At 70.8% G+C, this 15,547-nt stretch carries 17 protein-coding genes; 12 read left to right on the forward strand and 5 right to left on the reverse strand.

The annotated features are described in order from the left end of the window. Positions 1 to 36 precede the first annotated feature (36 nt). Positions 37 to 465 carry a Sec-independent protein translocase protein TatB gene (gene tatB, locus C8E97_RS05865; protein WP_121002355.1) on the forward strand — a complete coding sequence of 143 codons (429 nt, stop codon included), beginning with the start codon at positions 37 to 39 and terminating at the stop codon, positions 463 to 465. A 638-nt stretch (positions 466 to 1,103) separates the two neighbouring features. Here tatB and C8E97_RS05870 read toward each other — a convergent pair. Further along, positions 1,104 to 2,240: an Mrp/NBP35 family ATP-binding protein gene (locus C8E97_RS05870; RefSeq protein ID WP_425470483.1), complete on the reverse strand. Its 1,137-nt coding sequence runs from the start codon at positions 2,238 to 2,240 to the stop codon at positions 1,104 to 1,106. 160 nt (positions 2,241 to 2,400) lie between these two features. On the opposite strand from C8E97_RS05870, the gene C8E97_RS05875 reads away from it, so the two are divergent. Next, entirely contained in the window at positions 2,401 to 2,838 is a 438-nt protein-coding gene (locus tag C8E97_RS05875) for a MarR family winged helix-turn-helix transcriptional regulator (protein ID WP_246018693.1), read from the forward strand. A 25-nt stretch (positions 2,839 to 2,863) separates the two neighbouring features. Here C8E97_RS05875 and C8E97_RS05880 read toward each other — a convergent pair whose 3' ends face one another. Genes C8E97_RS05880 through C8E97_RS05890 form a run of 3 tightly spaced genes read right to left on the reverse strand, consistent with a single transcriptional unit; the run spans position 2,864 to position 5,134 of the window. Then, positions 2,864 to 3,370, reverse strand: coding sequence for a DUF1003 domain-containing protein (locus C8E97_RS05880; protein ID WP_121002361.1), 507 nt, complete (start codon positions 3,368 to 3,370; stop codon positions 2,864 to 2,866). Next, complete coding sequence (locus tag C8E97_RS05885) at positions 3,363 to 4,616, reverse strand: magnesium transporter MgtE N-terminal domain-containing protein (protein ID WP_121002363.1); 1,254 nt, start codon at positions 4,614 to 4,616, stop codon at positions 3,363 to 3,365. The genes C8E97_RS05880 and C8E97_RS05885 overlap by 8 nt, the downstream gene beginning before the upstream one ends. Before the next feature lie 38 nt (positions 4,617 to 4,654). After that, positions 4,655 to 5,134 (reverse strand): GNAT family N-acetyltransferase, encoded by a 480-nt coding sequence (locus tag C8E97_RS05890; protein WP_121002365.1) that lies wholly within the window; start codon positions 5,132 to 5,134, stop codon positions 4,655 to 4,657. Between the two features lie 38 nt (positions 5,135 to 5,172). On the opposite strand from C8E97_RS05890, the gene C8E97_RS05895 reads away from it, so the two are divergent. Together C8E97_RS05895 and C8E97_RS05900 are read left to right on the forward strand one after the other, a co-directional pair. After that, entirely contained in the window at positions 5,173 to 6,015 is an 843-nt protein-coding gene (locus C8E97_RS05895; RefSeq protein WP_121002367.1) for a PhzF family phenazine biosynthesis protein, read from the forward strand. Between the two features lie 100 nt (positions 6,016 to 6,115). Next, entirely contained in the window at positions 6,116 to 6,493 is a 378-nt protein-coding gene (locus tag C8E97_RS05900) for a VOC family protein (protein WP_121010879.1), read from the forward strand. Positions 6,494 to 6,536: 43 nt separating this feature from the next. Here the strand turns inward: C8E97_RS05900 and C8E97_RS05905 are convergent, their stop codons facing one another. After that, positions 6,537 to 6,872 (reverse strand): hypothetical protein, encoded by a 336-nt coding sequence (locus C8E97_RS05905; RefSeq protein WP_246018694.1) that lies wholly within the window; start codon positions 6,870 to 6,872, stop codon positions 6,537 to 6,539. Between the two features lie 115 nt (positions 6,873 to 6,987). Here C8E97_RS05905 and C8E97_RS05910 point away from each other — a divergent pair, with 115 nt between their 5' ends. From C8E97_RS05910 to C8E97_RS05945, 8 genes are all read left to right on the forward strand, one after another. Further along, positions 6,988 to 7,947: an HpcH/HpaI aldolase/citrate lyase family protein gene (locus C8E97_RS05910; protein WP_121002369.1), complete on the forward strand. Its 960-nt coding sequence runs from the start codon at positions 6,988 to 6,990 to the stop codon at positions 7,945 to 7,947. A 106-nt stretch (positions 7,948 to 8,053) separates the two neighbouring features. After that, positions 8,054 to 9,250, forward strand: coding sequence for an acyl-CoA dehydrogenase family protein (locus tag C8E97_RS05915; RefSeq protein WP_121002371.1), 1,197 nt, complete (start codon positions 8,054 to 8,056; stop codon positions 9,248 to 9,250). A 206-nt stretch (positions 9,251 to 9,456) separates the two neighbouring features. Further along, complete coding sequence (locus C8E97_RS05920; RefSeq protein ID WP_211346923.1) at positions 9,457 to 9,993, forward strand: general stress protein; 537 nt, start codon at positions 9,457 to 9,459, stop codon at positions 9,991 to 9,993. 183 nt (positions 9,994 to 10,176) lie between these two features. After that, positions 10,177 to 11,424, forward strand: a complete 1,248-nt coding sequence (locus C8E97_RS05925; protein WP_121002375.1) for an ABC transporter substrate-binding protein — start codon at positions 10,177 to 10,179, stop codon at positions 11,422 to 11,424. Next, on the forward strand, positions 11,421 to 12,368 hold the full coding sequence (locus C8E97_RS05930; protein ID WP_121002377.1) for a carbohydrate ABC transporter permease: 948 nt from the start codon (positions 11,421 to 11,423) through the stop codon (positions 12,366 to 12,368). The genes C8E97_RS05925 and C8E97_RS05930 overlap by 4 nt, the downstream gene beginning before the upstream one ends. Continuing rightward, a complete protein-coding gene (locus tag C8E97_RS05935) occupies positions 12,368 to 13,213 on the forward strand; it encodes a carbohydrate ABC transporter permease (RefSeq protein ID WP_121002379.1) in 846 nt (281 codons plus the stop codon). The genes C8E97_RS05930 and C8E97_RS05935 overlap by 1 nt, the downstream gene beginning before the upstream one ends. Positions 13,214 to 13,217: 4 nt before the next feature. Further along, positions 13,218 to 14,402, forward strand: a complete 1,185-nt coding sequence (locus tag C8E97_RS05940; RefSeq protein ID WP_121002381.1) for an ABC transporter ATP-binding protein — start codon at positions 13,218 to 13,220, stop codon at positions 14,400 to 14,402. A gap of 246 nt (positions 14,403 to 14,648) precedes the next feature. Next, complete coding sequence (locus tag C8E97_RS05945; protein WP_121002383.1) at positions 14,649 to 15,536, forward strand: SDR family NAD(P)-dependent oxidoreductase; 888 nt, start codon at positions 14,649 to 14,651, stop codon at positions 15,534 to 15,536. Positions 15,537 to 15,547 lie beyond the last annotated feature (11 nt).

Below are 15,547 nucleotides of genomic sequence, written 5' to 3' on the forward strand. Positions count from 1 at the left end.
TGGGAGCGGGCGGCAGTCGGCGGAGGTGGCAGGCGAGTGTTCGAGAACATCGGCTGGGTGGAGATCCTCATCATCATCGTCGCGGGCCTGTTCATCCTGGGCCCCGAACGCCTGCCTTCAGCCGCCGCGTGGGTGGGCAGGACCATACGCCAGGTGCGCGAGTACGCGACCGGCGCCAGGGACCAGCTGAAGCAGGAGATGGGCCCCGAGTTCGACCAGTTGCGCAAGCCCTTGGAAGACCTCCGGGAACTGCGCAACTTCGACCCGAAACGGGCCATCACCAAACACCTGTGGGACGACGTCCCGAACGGCGGCACGCCGAGGCCCAACGGCTCGCCGAAGCCCAACGGCTTCTCAACCCTGCACACCACGGCCTCGACGCAGGAACCACCCGCCGCACCGCCCGAGCGCGAACGCCCTTTGCAACAAGGCGAACGCCCACCGTACGACCCCGACGCGACCTGACCCAGGCCACTCGGCAAGCCCAAGGGCACACCACGGTCGGGCTGCGTGTCATCCCCGTACGGCCTGCCCGCAGGGCAACCACGCTTGTCAGGCCAGGTCAAGCACGCTTCACCGCTTGACCTGGCCTGACAAGCGTGGTGGTCTTTGACAGGTCGTACGGGGATGACACGCAGCCAAAGCTTTTCAAGCTTCGAAGAAGCTTGAAAAGCTTGCAAAGCTTCGAAGAAGCTTTGCCCTCATCCTTGGTGGCCTGCCCAGCGGCGAGCGCCCTTCTTTAAGCTTTGACCCGCTAAAACCGAAGAACTTCCGTGTGGAAGGCGCCCGCACAAGCTTTAAAGAAGCGCTCGCCGCTGGGCAGACCTCCGGGGGAGGAAAAACAAAAGCCAAGGCGTCGTGTTCTCCCCGCATGACCTGTCAAAGACCACCACAGTCGGTCAGGGGGCGCAAGCGGTGAAGCGTGCTTGCGCCCCCTGACCGACTGTGGTCGCCCTGCGGGCAGGCCATACGGGGAGAACACGAGACCACGGGTCTGTGCTGCGCGGTGCAGTGGGCTCGGGTCTGCGCCGCCCGAGCAGGGGTATGGGTCTGTTCGGTGCTGAGCGGGGTGTGGGCCTGTGTGCTGGGTGCCTGTTCCCGCGTCAGCGGCCGGCGGGGGAGACGTTGAGCAGGCGGCCGGAGAGGCCACGCGAGCGGACCGACAGCTTGGTCGCCACGGACGTCAGGACCTGGGCGGCGGTCGACTCCGGTTCCGCCAGCACGATCGGCGTGCCCGCGTCGCCCTGTTCGCGGAGGCGCTGGTCCAGCGGGACCTGGCCGAGCAGCGGCACCTCCGCGCCGACCGCCTGGGACAGCGACGCCGCCACGGTCGCCCCGCCGCCGGAACCGAACACGTCCATCCGGGTGCCGTCGGGCAGCTCCAGCCACGACATGTTCTCGATCACGCCGGCCACGCGCTGCCGCGTCTGGAGCGCGATGGAGCCCGCCCGCTCCGCGACCTCCGCCGCCGCCTGCTGCGGGGTCGTGACGACCAGGATCTCCGCGTTCGGCACCAGCTGCGCGACGGAGATGGCCACGTCGCCCGTGCCGGGCGGCAGGTCGAGCAGCAGGACGTCCAGGTCGCCCCAGAAGACGTCGGCCAGGAACTGCTGGAGTGCCCGGTGGAGCATGGGGCCGCGCCACACGACGGGGGTGTTGCCGGGCGTGAACATGCCGATCGAGATCAGCTTCACGCCGTGCGACTGCGGCGGCATGATCATCTTCTCGACCTGCGTGGGTCGCGCGTCCGTGCCGAGCATCCGCGGGATCGAGTGGCCGTAGATGTCGGCGTCCACGACGCCCACCGACAGGCCGCGCGCCGCCATCGCCACGGCCAGGTTGACCGTCACGCTGGACTTGCCGACGCCGCCCTTGCCGGACGCCACGCAGTACACGCGCGTCAGCGAGCCCGGCTGGGCGAAGGGGATGACGGGCTCCTCGACGCCGCCGCGGAGCGATTTGCGCAACTCGGTCCGCTGGGCGTCGCTCATCACGTCGAGCGCCACCCGGACCGACGACACGCCGTCGAGCGCGGACACGGCCGTCGTCACGTCGGCGGTGATCTTGTCCCGCATCGGGCAGCCGGCCACGGTCAGGTAGACCTCGACGTCCACGACGCCGTCGGTGACCGACACCGACTTCACCATGCCCAGGTCCGTGATGGGGCGCCGGATTTCCGGGTCCTGCACGCCGGCCAGCGCCTTGTGCACGTCGTCAACGGTAGGAAGGGTCTGCGTCACTGGATCGCCTTCGATCGCTTAACAGAGGTGAACGCCATGCTACGGCGGCGCGGCGCACCTCCAAGCTACCGGTTGGTCACCGGGAATTCGGGGCCAGCGCGAAGCCGGTCGGGTGCTTTCCGTAACATTGCTATCCGTGCCGGAAACCGGAAGTGCCCGGTTGCCCACCCGAACCGAGCTCGGCGTGTGGCGATCCTTCCTCCGGGCCCATGCGCGGCTCACTCGGATACTGGAAGCCGAACTGATCGCCGAGCAACGCCTGTCGCTCGCGGCCTACGACGTGCTCGTGCAGCTCGCCGAGGCGCCCCAGCACCGCCTGCGGATGACGGAGCTGGCGGACGCGGTCCTGCTGTCGCGCTCGGGCGTGACCAGGCTCGTGGACCGGTTGGAGCGCGCGGGCCTGGTGCTGCGGGAGCGCGCGGACGGCGACGGTCGCGGTGTGGTGGCCGTGCTTACCCCGCTGGGGCTGGACCGCCTGCGCGTCGCGTCGGGCACCCACCTGACAGGCGTCGTGCGGCACTTCGCGGAGGTGTTCAGCCACGCGGAGCTGGAGGAGTTCGGCCGGTCCTGCGACCGGCTGTCGGCCGAGGACACCTAGCCGGCGCACTCCGGGGCCGGCGGGCCTAGGACGGCACGTCGTCCCACCGCGGGTCGTCCTTGAGCGCCTTGCGCCGCTGCTCGCGGAACACCCGGTCCAGCTCGCTGCGCAGGTAGTCCCGCGTGGCGACCTCGCCCAGGGCGATCCGCAGCGCGGCCAGCTCCCGCGCCAGGTACTCGGTGTCGGCCTTGGTCTGCGCCGCCCGCGCGCGGTCCTCCTCCAGCGAGACGCGGTCCCGGTCGTCCTGCCGGTTCTGGGCGAGCAGGATCAGCGGCGCGGCGTACGCGGCCTGCGTGGAGAACGCCAGGTTGAGCAGGATGAACGGGTACGGGTCCCACCGCAGCGACACCGCGGCGAGGTTCAGCGTGATCCACACGAACACGATCAGCGTCTGCCAGAACAGGAACTTGCCGGTGCCGAGGAACCGGGCGAGCCGCTCGGAGAACCGCCCGAACGCCTCCGGGTCGAGCGCGAGCCGGAACCGGCCCGGCGGGCGCGGCTGGTCGAGCCTGCGGCGCGGCAGCTCAGGCATGGGTCAGCCCCGTTTCCCGCCAGTTGTCCGGCAGCAGGTGGTCCAGCACGTCGTCGACGGTCACCGCGCCCAGCAGGTGGTCGCTCTCGTCCACGACCGGCCCGCAGACCAGGTTGTACGCGGCGAAGTACCGCGTCACGTCGCTCAGCGCCGCGTCCGGGCCCAGCGTCGCGAGGTCGGTGTCCAGCACGCCCGCGACCAGGTCGGACGGCGGTTCGCGCAGCAACCGCTGGATGTGCACGCACCCGAGGTAGCGACCGGTGGGCGTCGCGGTCGGCGGCCGGCACACGAACACCATGCTCGCCAGCGCGGGCGTGAGGTCCGGGTTGCGCACGTGCGCCAACGCCTCGGCCACGGTCGCGTCCGGGGCCAGCACCACCGGCTCGGGCGTCATCAGCCCGCCCGCCGTGTCGAAGCTGTACTCCAGCAGCCGCTTGACGGGCGCGGACTCCTCGGGCTCCATCAGCTCCAAGAGCCGGTCCTTCTCGCCCTCGGGCAGCTCGGCCAGCAGGTCGGCGGCGTCGTCCGGGTCCATCGCCTCCAGCACGTCGGCGGCGCGCTCGTCGTCCAGGTGCGCCAGGAGGTCCTTCTGGTCCTCCTCGCCGAGCTCCTCGATCACGTCGGCGAGCCGTTCGTCGTCCAGCGCCTCGGCCACCTCGTACCGCCGCTTCACGGGCAGGCTGTGCAGCGCCAGCGCCACGTCGGCGGCGCGCATCGTCTCGAAGACCGCCACCAGGTGCTGCGCGCCCTGCGGCTGGCCGGCGAGTTCGGTGACGGACAGGCCGGACAGCTCCTCCCACCGCAGCACCTGCACCGGGCCGCGCCTGCCCAGCCGCCCGGTGCGCTCCCGGACGGCCACGCGCGTCATCCGCCAGTCGCGGGTGCGGCTGGGCTCCATCGCGGCGTCCACCAGCACCGCGGTCGCCCCGGAGTCCCGGCGCACGCGGGCGTCCAGCAGCTGGCCGACGACCAGCACCTCGTTGGTGCGCTGGTGGAAGTGCCGCAGGTTGACCGAGCCCGTGGCGAGCGTCACGGCGTTCGGCTCGATGGAGGTGACCCGCAGCATCGGGACGAAGATCCGGCGGCGCGTCGCCAGCTCCAGCACGAGCCCCAGCACGCGCGGCGGTTGGCGGTCCACCCGCAGGCCGATGACCAGGTCGCGGACCTTGCCGATGGATTCGCCGTCCGGCCCGAAGACGGGCAGTCCGGCGAGCTGAGCGGCGAAGACCCGGTTCACGGCGACCACCCGGTCAGGCTAGTCAACCTCGCGGCGAGCCGCCGTGTTCAGCGCGCGTAACCGGGCCGACCGGTCTCGGCCTGGAGCAGGTGCGGCGACACCTCGAACCCGCCGCGCGCGTACGCGGACACCGCCCGCGCGCTGGAGTGCACCGTGACCCGCTCCAGCCCCAGCTCGCGCGCGAGCGCGAGCGCGGCGCCGATCAACCGCGCGCCGACGCCGCGACCCCGTTCCGACGGCCGCACGTAGACGCACTGGAGGTCGCCCGACCCGCGCTCGAACGACCGCGGGTGCGGCACCCGCGGCGTGATCGCGAGCCACGCCATGCCCACCACGCGGTCGCACCGCGCCGCCACCAGGCACCGGTGCGACGACCCGGTGCGCGCGGCCCAGGCCGTGAAGCCGGCCGTGAACTCGTCCAGCGCCAGGTCCGGCGTCCCGTGGACCTCCTCCGCCCACCGCCACCGCAGCTCGGCCGCCGCCGCCACGTCACCCGGCCGAGCGGCGCGCACCGCGATCCCGTCCACCGGCCCATGATGCCGGAGGGCGGGTTAGGGTCGGTGGCGTGCTCAGCTACGACGTCGTCGACGTGTTCACCGACCGGGCCTTCGCGGGCAACCAGCTCGCGGTCGTGCACGGCGCCGACGGCCTGGCCGACGCCCAGCTGCACGCCCTCGCGCGCGAGTTCGGCTACTCGGAGACGGCGTTCCCGCTGCCGCCGACCGACCCCGCCGCCGACTACCGGTTGCGGATCTTCTCCCCGCTCGGCGAGATGCCGTTCGCGGGGCACCCGAGCATCGGCACGGCCTGGCTGCTCGGCCGCACCGGCGCGCTGCCGCTCGGCCCGGTGACCCAGCAGACCGCGCGCGGCCTGCACCGGGTCGTGGTGGACGCCGAGCGCGCCACCTTCACGGGTGACGCGCCCGTGGTCGGCGACTACCTCGACCCGGCCCCGCTGGTGTCCGCGCTCGGCCTGTTCCTGTCCGATGTGGACGGACACGCGGAGGCCGGTGTGGCCGGCGCGGGCCTGGACTTCACGTTCCTGCCGGTCCGGGCGGACGCCGTCGCGCGGGCCCGGCCGTGCGCCGACCTGACGCAGGTCGTCGTGGGCCGCGGCGTGGTGCCGGTGGCGTTCGCGGCGGGCGTCGCGCACGTCCGGATGCTGCGGGCGACCGGCGGCGAGGACCCGGCCACCGGCTCGGCCGCGCTGGCGCTGGGCGTGTGGCTGGTGGACCGCGGCCTGCTCCCGCCGGAGGGCGAGCACGCCGTCACCGTCCGGCAGGGCGCGGAACTGGGCCGTCCGTCCACTTTGGACCTGTCGGTGACCGCCGCGGGCGGGGTGGCCACCCGGGTCCGGGTCGGCGGCCGGGTGGCGCGGGTCGCCGAGGGTCGGATCAGGGTGCCCTAGCGCCGCGACGGCACTCGTGGAGGTCGAGCGGTCCCGGCCGGGGCGGGACGGGGAGCCGCCTGTGCTGCGGCGGCGCGGGTGCGCTGCCACGATCGTGGTCATGTCCGCGACGCTCTCGGGGCTCGTCCTCGGCACGCCCTCGCCACCGGTCCTCGCCGACTTCTACCGGGCGCTGCTCGGGTGGAGCGAGGTGTCCAGGGCCCCGGAGTGGGCCCGGATTCGCCCGGAGGACTCCGCAGGACCCGGACTCAGCTTCCAGTTGGAGAGGGATTTCGTCCCGCCGGCCTGGCCGTCCCGGCCCGGAGGGCAGCAGTTGCAGGCCCACCTGGACATCCGGGTCGACGACCTGCAAGCCGAGACGGCGCGGGCGGTGGCGCTGGGCGCCACCGTCGAGGAGCACCAGCCGCAGCCGGACGGGGTGCGGGTCCTCCGGGACCCGCACGGCAACCTGTTCTGCCTGTTCCTCCCCGGCTACTGACGCGGGTCGGCCGCCGCGGCGGCACCCGACCCGCCGCCGGCGGTCAGGAGGGCTCCAGGCGGTAGACCGAGTCCCAGCGCGGTGCGGCGTTCAGCCGCGCGGACCGCAGCGCCGCGGCGGTGTCCTCGTCGGGGTCGACCAGCCGGGCGGTGACGGGCACGTCGACCAGGTGCGAGTGGGTGGTCGGCGAGCGCACGGTCAGCAGGCACGGCACGCCGTCCGCCAGGCCGGGCACGTCCTGCTCCGTCCCGCCGACGGCGACCAGCACCGTGTCGTCCCGCCAGAGCGCCCACACCAGGCGGGCGGCGTGCCCCTCCGGGGCGAGCCACACGGCGGCGGCCTTGCGCAGCGCGTTGTCGAGCACGCGGGTGATCTCCACCGGTTCAGCCTGCCACGACCCTGTGAATCGGGACTCACGGAATAGCGGCCGACCACCCCGCGTGCCACCCTTCGCGACGACGAAGAGTTACCGGTCGGTACGAGGAGGTACCCCAGTGGTCGACCAGCAGCGTCCCCGTCGCTCGTGCCTGGCCGTGCCGGGTTCGAGCCAGAAGATGATCGACAAGGCCCGCACGCTGCCCGCGGACCAGGTCTTCCTCGACCTGGAGGACGCCTGCGCGCCACTGGCCAAGCCGGCCGCGCGCAAGACCATCGTCGCCGCGCTCAACGAGGGCGGCTGGGGTTCGCGCACCCGCGTGGTCCGCGTCAACGACTGGACCACCGAGTGGACCTACCGCGACGTCACCGAGGTCGTGGAGGGCGCGGGCGCGAACCTCGACTGCGTCATGCTGCCCAAGGTGCAGACCGCGGCGCAGGTGCAGGCGCTGGACCTGCTGCTCACCCAGGTCGAGAAGACGATGGGCTACGAGGTCGGCCGGATCGGCATCGAGGCCCAGATCGAGAACGCCCGCGGCCTGACCGACGTCGACGCGATCGCCACCGCCTCGCCGCGCGTGGAGACCATCATCTTCGGGCCGGCCGACTTCATGGCGTCGATCAACATGAAGTCTCTGGTGGTCGGCGAGCAGCCGCCCGGCTACGACGTCGGCGACGCGTACCACTACATCCTGATGCGGATCCTGATGGCCGCGCGGGCGCACGACAAGCAGGCCATCGACGGCCCGTACCTCCAGATCCGCGACGTCGACGGGTTCAAGCGGGTGGCCGGCCGGTCGGCCGCGCTGGGCTTCGACGGCAAGTGGGTGTTGCACCCCGGCCAGATCGAGGCGGCGAACGAGGTGTTCAGCCCCCGGCAGGAGGACTACGACCACGCCGAGAACATCCTCGACGCCTACGACCACTACACCTCCGAGGCGGGCGGGAAGCGCGGCGCGGTGATGCTCGGTGACGAGATGATCGACGAGGCGTCCCGGAAGATGGCGTTGGTGATCTCGGCCAAGGGGCGGGCGGCGGGGATGTCCCGCACGGACGTGTGGACGCCGCCGGAGGCGTGAGCACCCTGTTTCGGTTCAGCGCGTGGCGCGGGGCACCTTCCGGCGCGAACGATCGTCAACCGGACCATACTCGCCGGTAACCCGGAGCTTGGAAGGGATGAGTGCGATGGCGCGCCTGGCCCAGACCGCTGGACTCACCGACATCCAGGAGGAGATCCTCGCCACGGTCCGCAGCTTCGTGGACAAGGAGATCATCCCGCACGCCCAGGCGCTGGAGCACGGGGACGCGTACCCGGCGGACATCGTCGACGGCATGAAGGAGATGGGCCTGTTCGGGCTCACCATCCCCGAGGAGTTCGGCGGGCTCGGCGAGTCGCTGCTGACCTACGCGCTGGTCGTCGAGCAGATCGCCCGCGGCTGGATGTCGGTGTCCGGTGTGATCAACACGCACTTCATCGTCGCCCACATGCTCAAGCAGCACGGCACGGACGAGCAGCGGCGGAAGTACCTGCCCCGCATGGCGACCGGCGAGGTGCGCGGGTCGTTCTCCATGTCGGAGCCCGAGCTGGGCTCGGACGTGGCGGCCATCCGCACCCGCGCCGCCCGCTCCGGTGACGAGTACGTCGTCGACGGCCAGAAGATGTGGCTGACCAACGGCGGCACGTCGAACCTGACCGCGGTGCTCGTGAAGACCGACGAGGGCGCGGAGAAGGCGCACCGGAACCTCACCGCGTTCCTGGTGGAGAAGCCCGAGGGGTACGGGGAGGTCCTGCCCGGCCTCACCGTACCCGGCAAGATCGACAAGATGGGGTACAAGGGCGTCGACACCACCGAGCTGGTGTTCGACGGCTTCCGGATCCCGGCGGACCAGGTCCTGGGCGGCACGCCCGGCCACGGTTTCCGGCACATGATGGACGGCGTGGAGGTCGGCCGCGTCAACGTGGCCGCCCGCGCGTGCGGTATCGCGCTGCGCTCGTTCGAACTGGCCATCGAGTACGCCCAGCAGCGGCGGGCGTTCGGCAAGCCCATCGCCGAGCACCAGGCGATCGCGTTCAAGCTGGCGGAGATGGCGACGAAGGTCGAGGCCGCCCACCTCATGATGGTCAACGCCGCACGGCTCAAGGACTCCGGCGCGCGGAACGACGTCGAGGCGGGCATGGCGAAGCTGATCGCGTCCGAGTACTGCGCCGAGGTGACGCAGGAGGCGTTCCGGATCCACGGCGGGTACGGGTACTCGAAGGAGTACGAGATCGAGCGCCTGATGCGGGAGGCGCCCTTCCTGCTGATCGGCGAGGGGACCAGCGAGATCCAGAAGACGATCATCAGTCGCGGGTTGTTGCGGGAGTACCGGGCGCGGGGGTGAGCCGGGCGGTGCGGTGGCCGGTCGTGCGGTGCGGCTCTTGGTCAAGGCGTGCGGAGCGTCCTCGCCGGACGGGCAGGCCATACGGGGATGACACGCTGGGTGACGTGTGCGGGTGAGCCGGCTGGTCACGAATGCGTTGAGTTACCGGTTACCCGTTTCGCGCTGTTCGCCGGGTGTTGGCAGGATGGGGGCGATCAGCAGAAGAGGTGGTTCCCGTGACGAGTTCCTTCTCCGGCCAGAACCGACCCGGTGTGCCGCCGCGCCTGCCCACGCCGCCCACCGGGTGGCCGATCGGGTCGTACGGCACCTACGAGGAGGCCCAGCGGGCCGTCGACTTCCTCGCCGACGGTGACTTCCCCGTGCAGGAGGTGACCATCGTCGGGGTCGACCTCATGCTCGTCGAGCGGGTCACCGGGCGGCTCACGTGGGGGCGCGTCCTCGGCACCGGCGCCGCGTCCGGCGCGTGGTTCGGCCTGTTCGTCGGCGTGTTGCTGTCGCTGTTCAACACGACCGCCGGCGCGAGTTTCGGGCCCATCCTGGTCGGCCTGCTCGTGGGTGTCGCGTTCGGGCTGATCTTCGCCGCCGTCGGGTACGGGTCGGCTCGGGGCAAGCGGGACTTCCAGTCGGCCAGCCAGCTCGTCGCCGGGCGGTACGACGTGCTCTGCCAGCCGCGCAACGCCGAGCGGGGCCGTGACCTGCTCGCCAAGCTCGCCATGCGCCCCGCCGAGGCGCCCGAGGAGTAGCGGTCGAGGTTTCGGCCTGTCGATCATCGGGTAGAGCCGTTCCGGGCTTCGGTGGTTGCGGCACCTGATCACCGGGCCTAGGTTCGTGCCACCGGTCGGCCCCCGGCCGCCGGTTGGGGGGCACGACGAGGTGCCGGGCGCTGCGGTCTGGCTCCTCCGCTGTCGGGAAGGGAGGCAGGGCCGATGAAGGGCGCTGGTCATCGGTTGGCCGCCGTCGGGGGTGTCGCGCTGGTCGCGGCCTCCGTGCTGGCGGGGTGCGGTTCGGGTGACGGCGGGGTCACCATCAACGTCTACAAGTACCCGCAGGAGAACTTCCAGAAGATCGTCGACCGGTGCAACGACGAGGCGGACGGCTACCGGATCGTCTACCACAAGCTGCCCCGCGAGTCCGACGGGCAGCGCGAGCAGCTGGTGCGCCGGCTGGCCGCCGGCGACACCGGCATGGACGTCCTGTCGCTGGACATCACGTGGACCGCGGAGCTGGCCAAGGCCGGGTGGATCCGGGAGTTCACCGGCGCGGCCAAGTCCGCGGTCGAGGAGGGCACGCTCGAAACCCCGCTGGCGACCGCCCGGTACGAGGGCAGGCTGTACGCGGCACCGGACAACACCAACGTCCAGCTCCTCTGGTACCGCGGCGACCTCGTGCCCACTCCGCCGAAGACGTGGGACGAGCTGATCGAGGCGGGCGCGCGGCTCCGGGCGGAGGGCAAGCCCGGCCTGGTCGAGGCGCAGGGCAAGCAGTACGAGGGCCTCGTGGTGCTCTTCAACACCCTGGTCAACTCCGCGGGCGGGCGCATCCTCGACGAGGACGGCGCCAAGGCCGTCGTCGACGACAAGGCCGTCCAGGCGCTGGAGGTGCTGAAGAAGTTCGCCACGTCCGACGTCGTGGACCCGTCGTTCTCGAACTTCGCCGAGGACGACGCGCGGCTGGCGATGGAGAACGGCAAGGCCGCGTTCCAGCTCAACTGGCCGTTCGTCTACGCGGCGGCGCAGAAGAATCCCGAGTTCGCGGCCAAATTGAAGTGGGCGCCCTTCCCGTCGGTCGACGGCGGGGAGTCCAAGGTGACCGTGGGCGGCAACAACTACGCGGTGAGCGCGTTCTCCCCGCACGCCGAGCAGTCGTTCGACGCGGTGTCGTGCCTGCGCAACGCCGAGAACCAGAAGTTCGCGGCCATCAACGACGGTGTGCCGCCGACCCTGGAGTCCGTCTACGACGACCCGGAGATGGCGAAGCCCTACCCGATGAAGGAATCGATCCTGGAGGCGCTGAAGACCGCGAGCGTCCGCCCGCGCACCCCGGCCTACCAGAACGTGTCGACGGTGATCTCCACGATCCTGTCGCCGCCCGCGGACATCGACCCGCGCGCCACCGCCGACCGGCTCCGGGAGGAGTTGCAGGACGCGCTCGACTCGAAGGGGGTGCTGCCGTGAGCCAGGCGGTGACCGGGGAGACCGGTCGGGTGACGCCGTCCCCGAAGGCGAAGGCGGCGATCAGCGAGGGCAAGAAGGCCGAGCGGCGCCTCGGGCTGCTGCTGTGCGCGCCCGCGGTGCTCGTGATGGCGGCGGTCGCGGGCTGGCCGATCATCTACTCGGTGTGGCTGTCGTTGCAGCGCTACGACCTGAAGTTCCCCGACCGGCGCGAGTTCGTCGGCCTGGACAACTACGTCACCGTGCTGACGAACGGCTACTGGTGGAACGCCATGTGGATCACCGTCGTGATCACCGTGGTGTCCGTCCTGATCGAACTGGCGCTGGGCATGGCGCTGGCGCTGATCATGCACCGCACGCTGGTCGGGCGCGGGATCGTCCGCACGTCGACGCTGATCCCGTACGGCATCGTCACGGTGGTCGCCGCGTTCTCCTGGCGGTACGCGTGGACGCCCGGCACCGGCTACCTGGCCGAGACGATCGCGGGCGGCGAACCGGTGCTGACGCAGAAGGTCCCGGCGGTGCTGGTGGTCATCCTGGCCGAGATCTGGAAGACCACGCCGTTCATGGCGCTGCTGCTGATGGCGGGCCTCGCGCTGGTGCCGGACGACCTGCTCAAGGCGGCGGCGATGGACGGCGCGAACGCGTGGCAGCGGTTCACCAAGGTCATGCTCCCGGTGATGAAGCCGGCGATCCTGGTGGCGCTGCTGTTCCGCACGCTCGACGCGTTCCGCATCTTCGACAACCTGTTCGTGCTCACCGGCGGTTCGCAGGGCACGACGTCGGTGTCGATGGTGACCTACAACAACCTGATCAAGGGCCTCAACCTGGGCATCGGCTCCACCATGTCGGTGCTGATCTTCCTCACCGTGGCCCTGATCGCCCTGGTGTTCATCAAGCTGTTCGGCACCTCCGCGCCCGGCAGCGACAACTCGGGGAGGCGCTGATGGCGGGCATCGGTGGCGCCGAGACCACGGGCCGCAAGGCCCGGTGGGCGGTGCTCAACGTCCTCGTGGTGGCCTACGCGCTGTTCCCCGTGCTGTGGATCGTGTCGCTGTCGTTCAAGTCCAAGGCGACCCTCGGTGACGGCAACTTCATCCCGCGCGAGTGGACGCTGGACAACTACGCGGCGATCTTCTCCACCACGGAGTTCGTGCGGGCGCTGGTGAACTCCATCGGCATCGCGCTGATCGCCACCGCCGTCGCGGTGGTGTTCGGCACGATGGCCGCGTACGCGATCGCCCGCCTGGACTTCCCCGGCAAGCGCGTCCTGGTCGGGATCTCCCTGCTGGTGTCGATGTTCCCGCAGATCTCGCTGATCTCGCCGCTGTTCGAGATCGAGCGGTCGCTGGGGCTGTTCGACACGTGGCCGGGCCTGATCCTGCCCTACATCACGTTCGGCCTGCCGCTGGCGATCTACACGCTGTCGGCGTTCTTCCGCGAGATACCGTGGGAGCTGGAGAAGGCGGCCAAGATGGACGGCGCGACGCCCGGCCAGGCGTTCCGCCGGGTCATCGCGCCGCTCGCCGCGCCGGGCGTGTTCACCACGGCGATCCTGGTGTTCATCTTCTGCTGGAACGACTTCCTGTTCGCGATCTCGCTGACCTCCACCGAGAGGTCCCGCACGGTCCCGGTGGCGCTGTCGTTCTTCACCGGCGGCTCCCAGTTCGAGGACCCGACCGGGTCGATCGCCGCGGCGGCCGTGGTGATCACGGTCCCGATCATCCTGTTCGTGTTGTTCTTCCAGCGTCGGATCGTCGCCGGGTTGACCTCCGGCGCCGTCAAGGGGTGAAGCAATGGCCGAGATCGTGCTGGACAAGGTGACCAAGCAGTACCCCGATGGCGCGGTGGCCGTCCGGGACGTGGACATCGAGATCGCCGACGGCGAGTTCGTCATCCTGGTCGGCCCGTCGGGCTGCGGCAAGTCCACGACCCTCAACATGATCGCCGGGTTGGAGGACATCACGCAGGGCGAGCTGCGCATCGGCGGCGAACGCGTCAACGAGCGCGCGCCCAAGGACCGCGACATCGCGATGGTGTTCCAGTCCTACGCGCTGTACCCGCACATGACGGTGAAGGAGAACATGGCCTTCCCGCTGCGGCTGGCGAAGGTGGACGACGCCACCGTGGAGAAGAAGGTCCGCGACGCGGCGGAGATCCTCGACCTCACGCAGCACCTCGACCGCAAGCCGGCCAACCTGTCCGGCGGCCAGCGGCAGCGCGTGGCGATGGGCCGGGCGATCGTGCGCAGCCCCAAGGCGTTCCTGATGGACGAGCCGCTGTCCAACCTGGACGCCAAGCTGCGCGTGCAGATGCGGACGTCGGTGTCCCGCTTGCAGAAGCAGCTCGGCACCACGACCGTCTACGTGACGCACGACCAGACCGAGGCGATGACCCTCGGCGACCGGGTCGTGGTGATGCGGGGCGGCGCGGTGCAGCAGATCGGCGCGCCGCAGTACCTCTACGACCACCCGGCGAACCTGTTCGTGGCCGGGTTCATCGGCTCGCCGTCGATGAACTTCGTGCCCGCCGGGCTGGAGAACGGGGTGCTGCGCTCGCCGCTGGGCGACGTGCCGCTCACCGACCGGGTGCGCGGCCTGCTGGCGGCCGGTGACGCGCCGCGCGAAGTGATCGTGGGGCTGCGGCCCGAGCACTTCGAGGACGCCCGCCTGGTGGACGAGGCGTCGCGGGCCAACGGGGTGACGTTCACCAGCCACGTGGACGTGCTGGAGTCGATGGGCTCGGACAAGTTCGCCTACTTCAGCCTGTCGGGCGAGCAGGCCACGTCGGCGGAACTCGCCGAGCTGGCCGCCGACGCCGGGTCGGCCGATGTCCCCGGCGAGGGCGTGGCGCTCGTGACCAGGCTGTCCGCCGCGTCGTCGGCGACCGAGGGCGAGCCGGCCGAGATCTGGTTCGACGCGGACAAGGTGCAGCTGTTCGACCCGAACAGCGGGCGCAACCTCACGTATTCCGGCGATTGAGCGGCGTCGGGGGCCATCCGACCTGCGCGGATGGCCCCCGTTCGATGCCCGTCACGGGGAGTTACCGACCAGCCGGGACCATCGGCCGGGACGAACTCCATAGGCCATTCAGCGCAGCAAAGGCGCAACTCGCCGCTTTCGCACTTCTTTCGCTCCGGTCCGTCCCCACCCTGGTCGAAGGCGGGGATGCCCCGACCAACGGCGTCGGGGGCAGGGGAAACCGCCGAGCACAGAAGAGAGCGCGCGATGGGGATTCTTGACGGGAAAGCAGTCGTGATCACCGGTGCGGGACGTGGGTTGGGCGAAGCCTACGCGATGCACGCGGCACAGGCCGGTGCGGCGGTCGTGGTCAACGACGTCGACGCTGACCTGGCCGAACAGGTCGCCGAGCACATCCGGGGGTACGGCGGGCGTGCGGTGGCCAGCGCACACACGGTCACCGATCCGACCGAGGCCGAGAAGATCGTCGGAATGTGCGTGACGGAGTTCGGCCGGCTGGACGGCTTGGTGAACAACGCCGGGCTGAACTACGAGACCCAGCCGTGGGACGACGACCCGGAATCGGTGCGCCGGACGGTCGAAGTCAACCTGCTGGGTGTCATATACACCGGAATCGCGGCGATGCGCGTGATGCGCGAACAGCGTCGCGGTTCCATCGTGAACATTTCGTCCGGGGCGTTCTTCGGGCAGCGCAAACTGGCGACCTACGCGGCGACCAAGGGCGCGGTGGCGTCGCTGAGCACGTCGTGGGCGCTGGACCTGGAGGGCGAGGGCGTCCGGGTGAACGCGGTCTGCCCGGTCGCGCACACCCGGATGGTGTGGAAGTCCGAGCGGTCCCTGCGGGCGATCCCCGCCGACCGCACGCCGGGCAAGGTGGCGCCGCTGGTGCTGTTCCTCCTCGGCGACGCGTCCGACGGCATCACCGGGCAGATCGTCCGGTGCAACGGGCGGCAGCTGCACCTCGTCGGGCACCCGTACTTCAAGCAGCCGATCCTGGAGAGCGACACCTGGGACACGGCGTCGGTGAAGCGCGCCTTCGACGGCGTCCTCCAGGCGCACCTCGAACCGTTCGGCCTGGAGAAGCGGATGCCGCCCCGGCTGCGGGAGCTGGTGGAGCCGGGTCAGACGGCCTGAAGCCGGTCGCG

This window comes from Saccharothrix australiensis (genome assembly GCF_003634935.1).
In the GTDB taxonomy this organism is placed as follows: Bacteria; Actinomycetota; Actinomycetes; order Mycobacteriales; family Pseudonocardiaceae; genus Actinosynnema; species Actinosynnema australiense.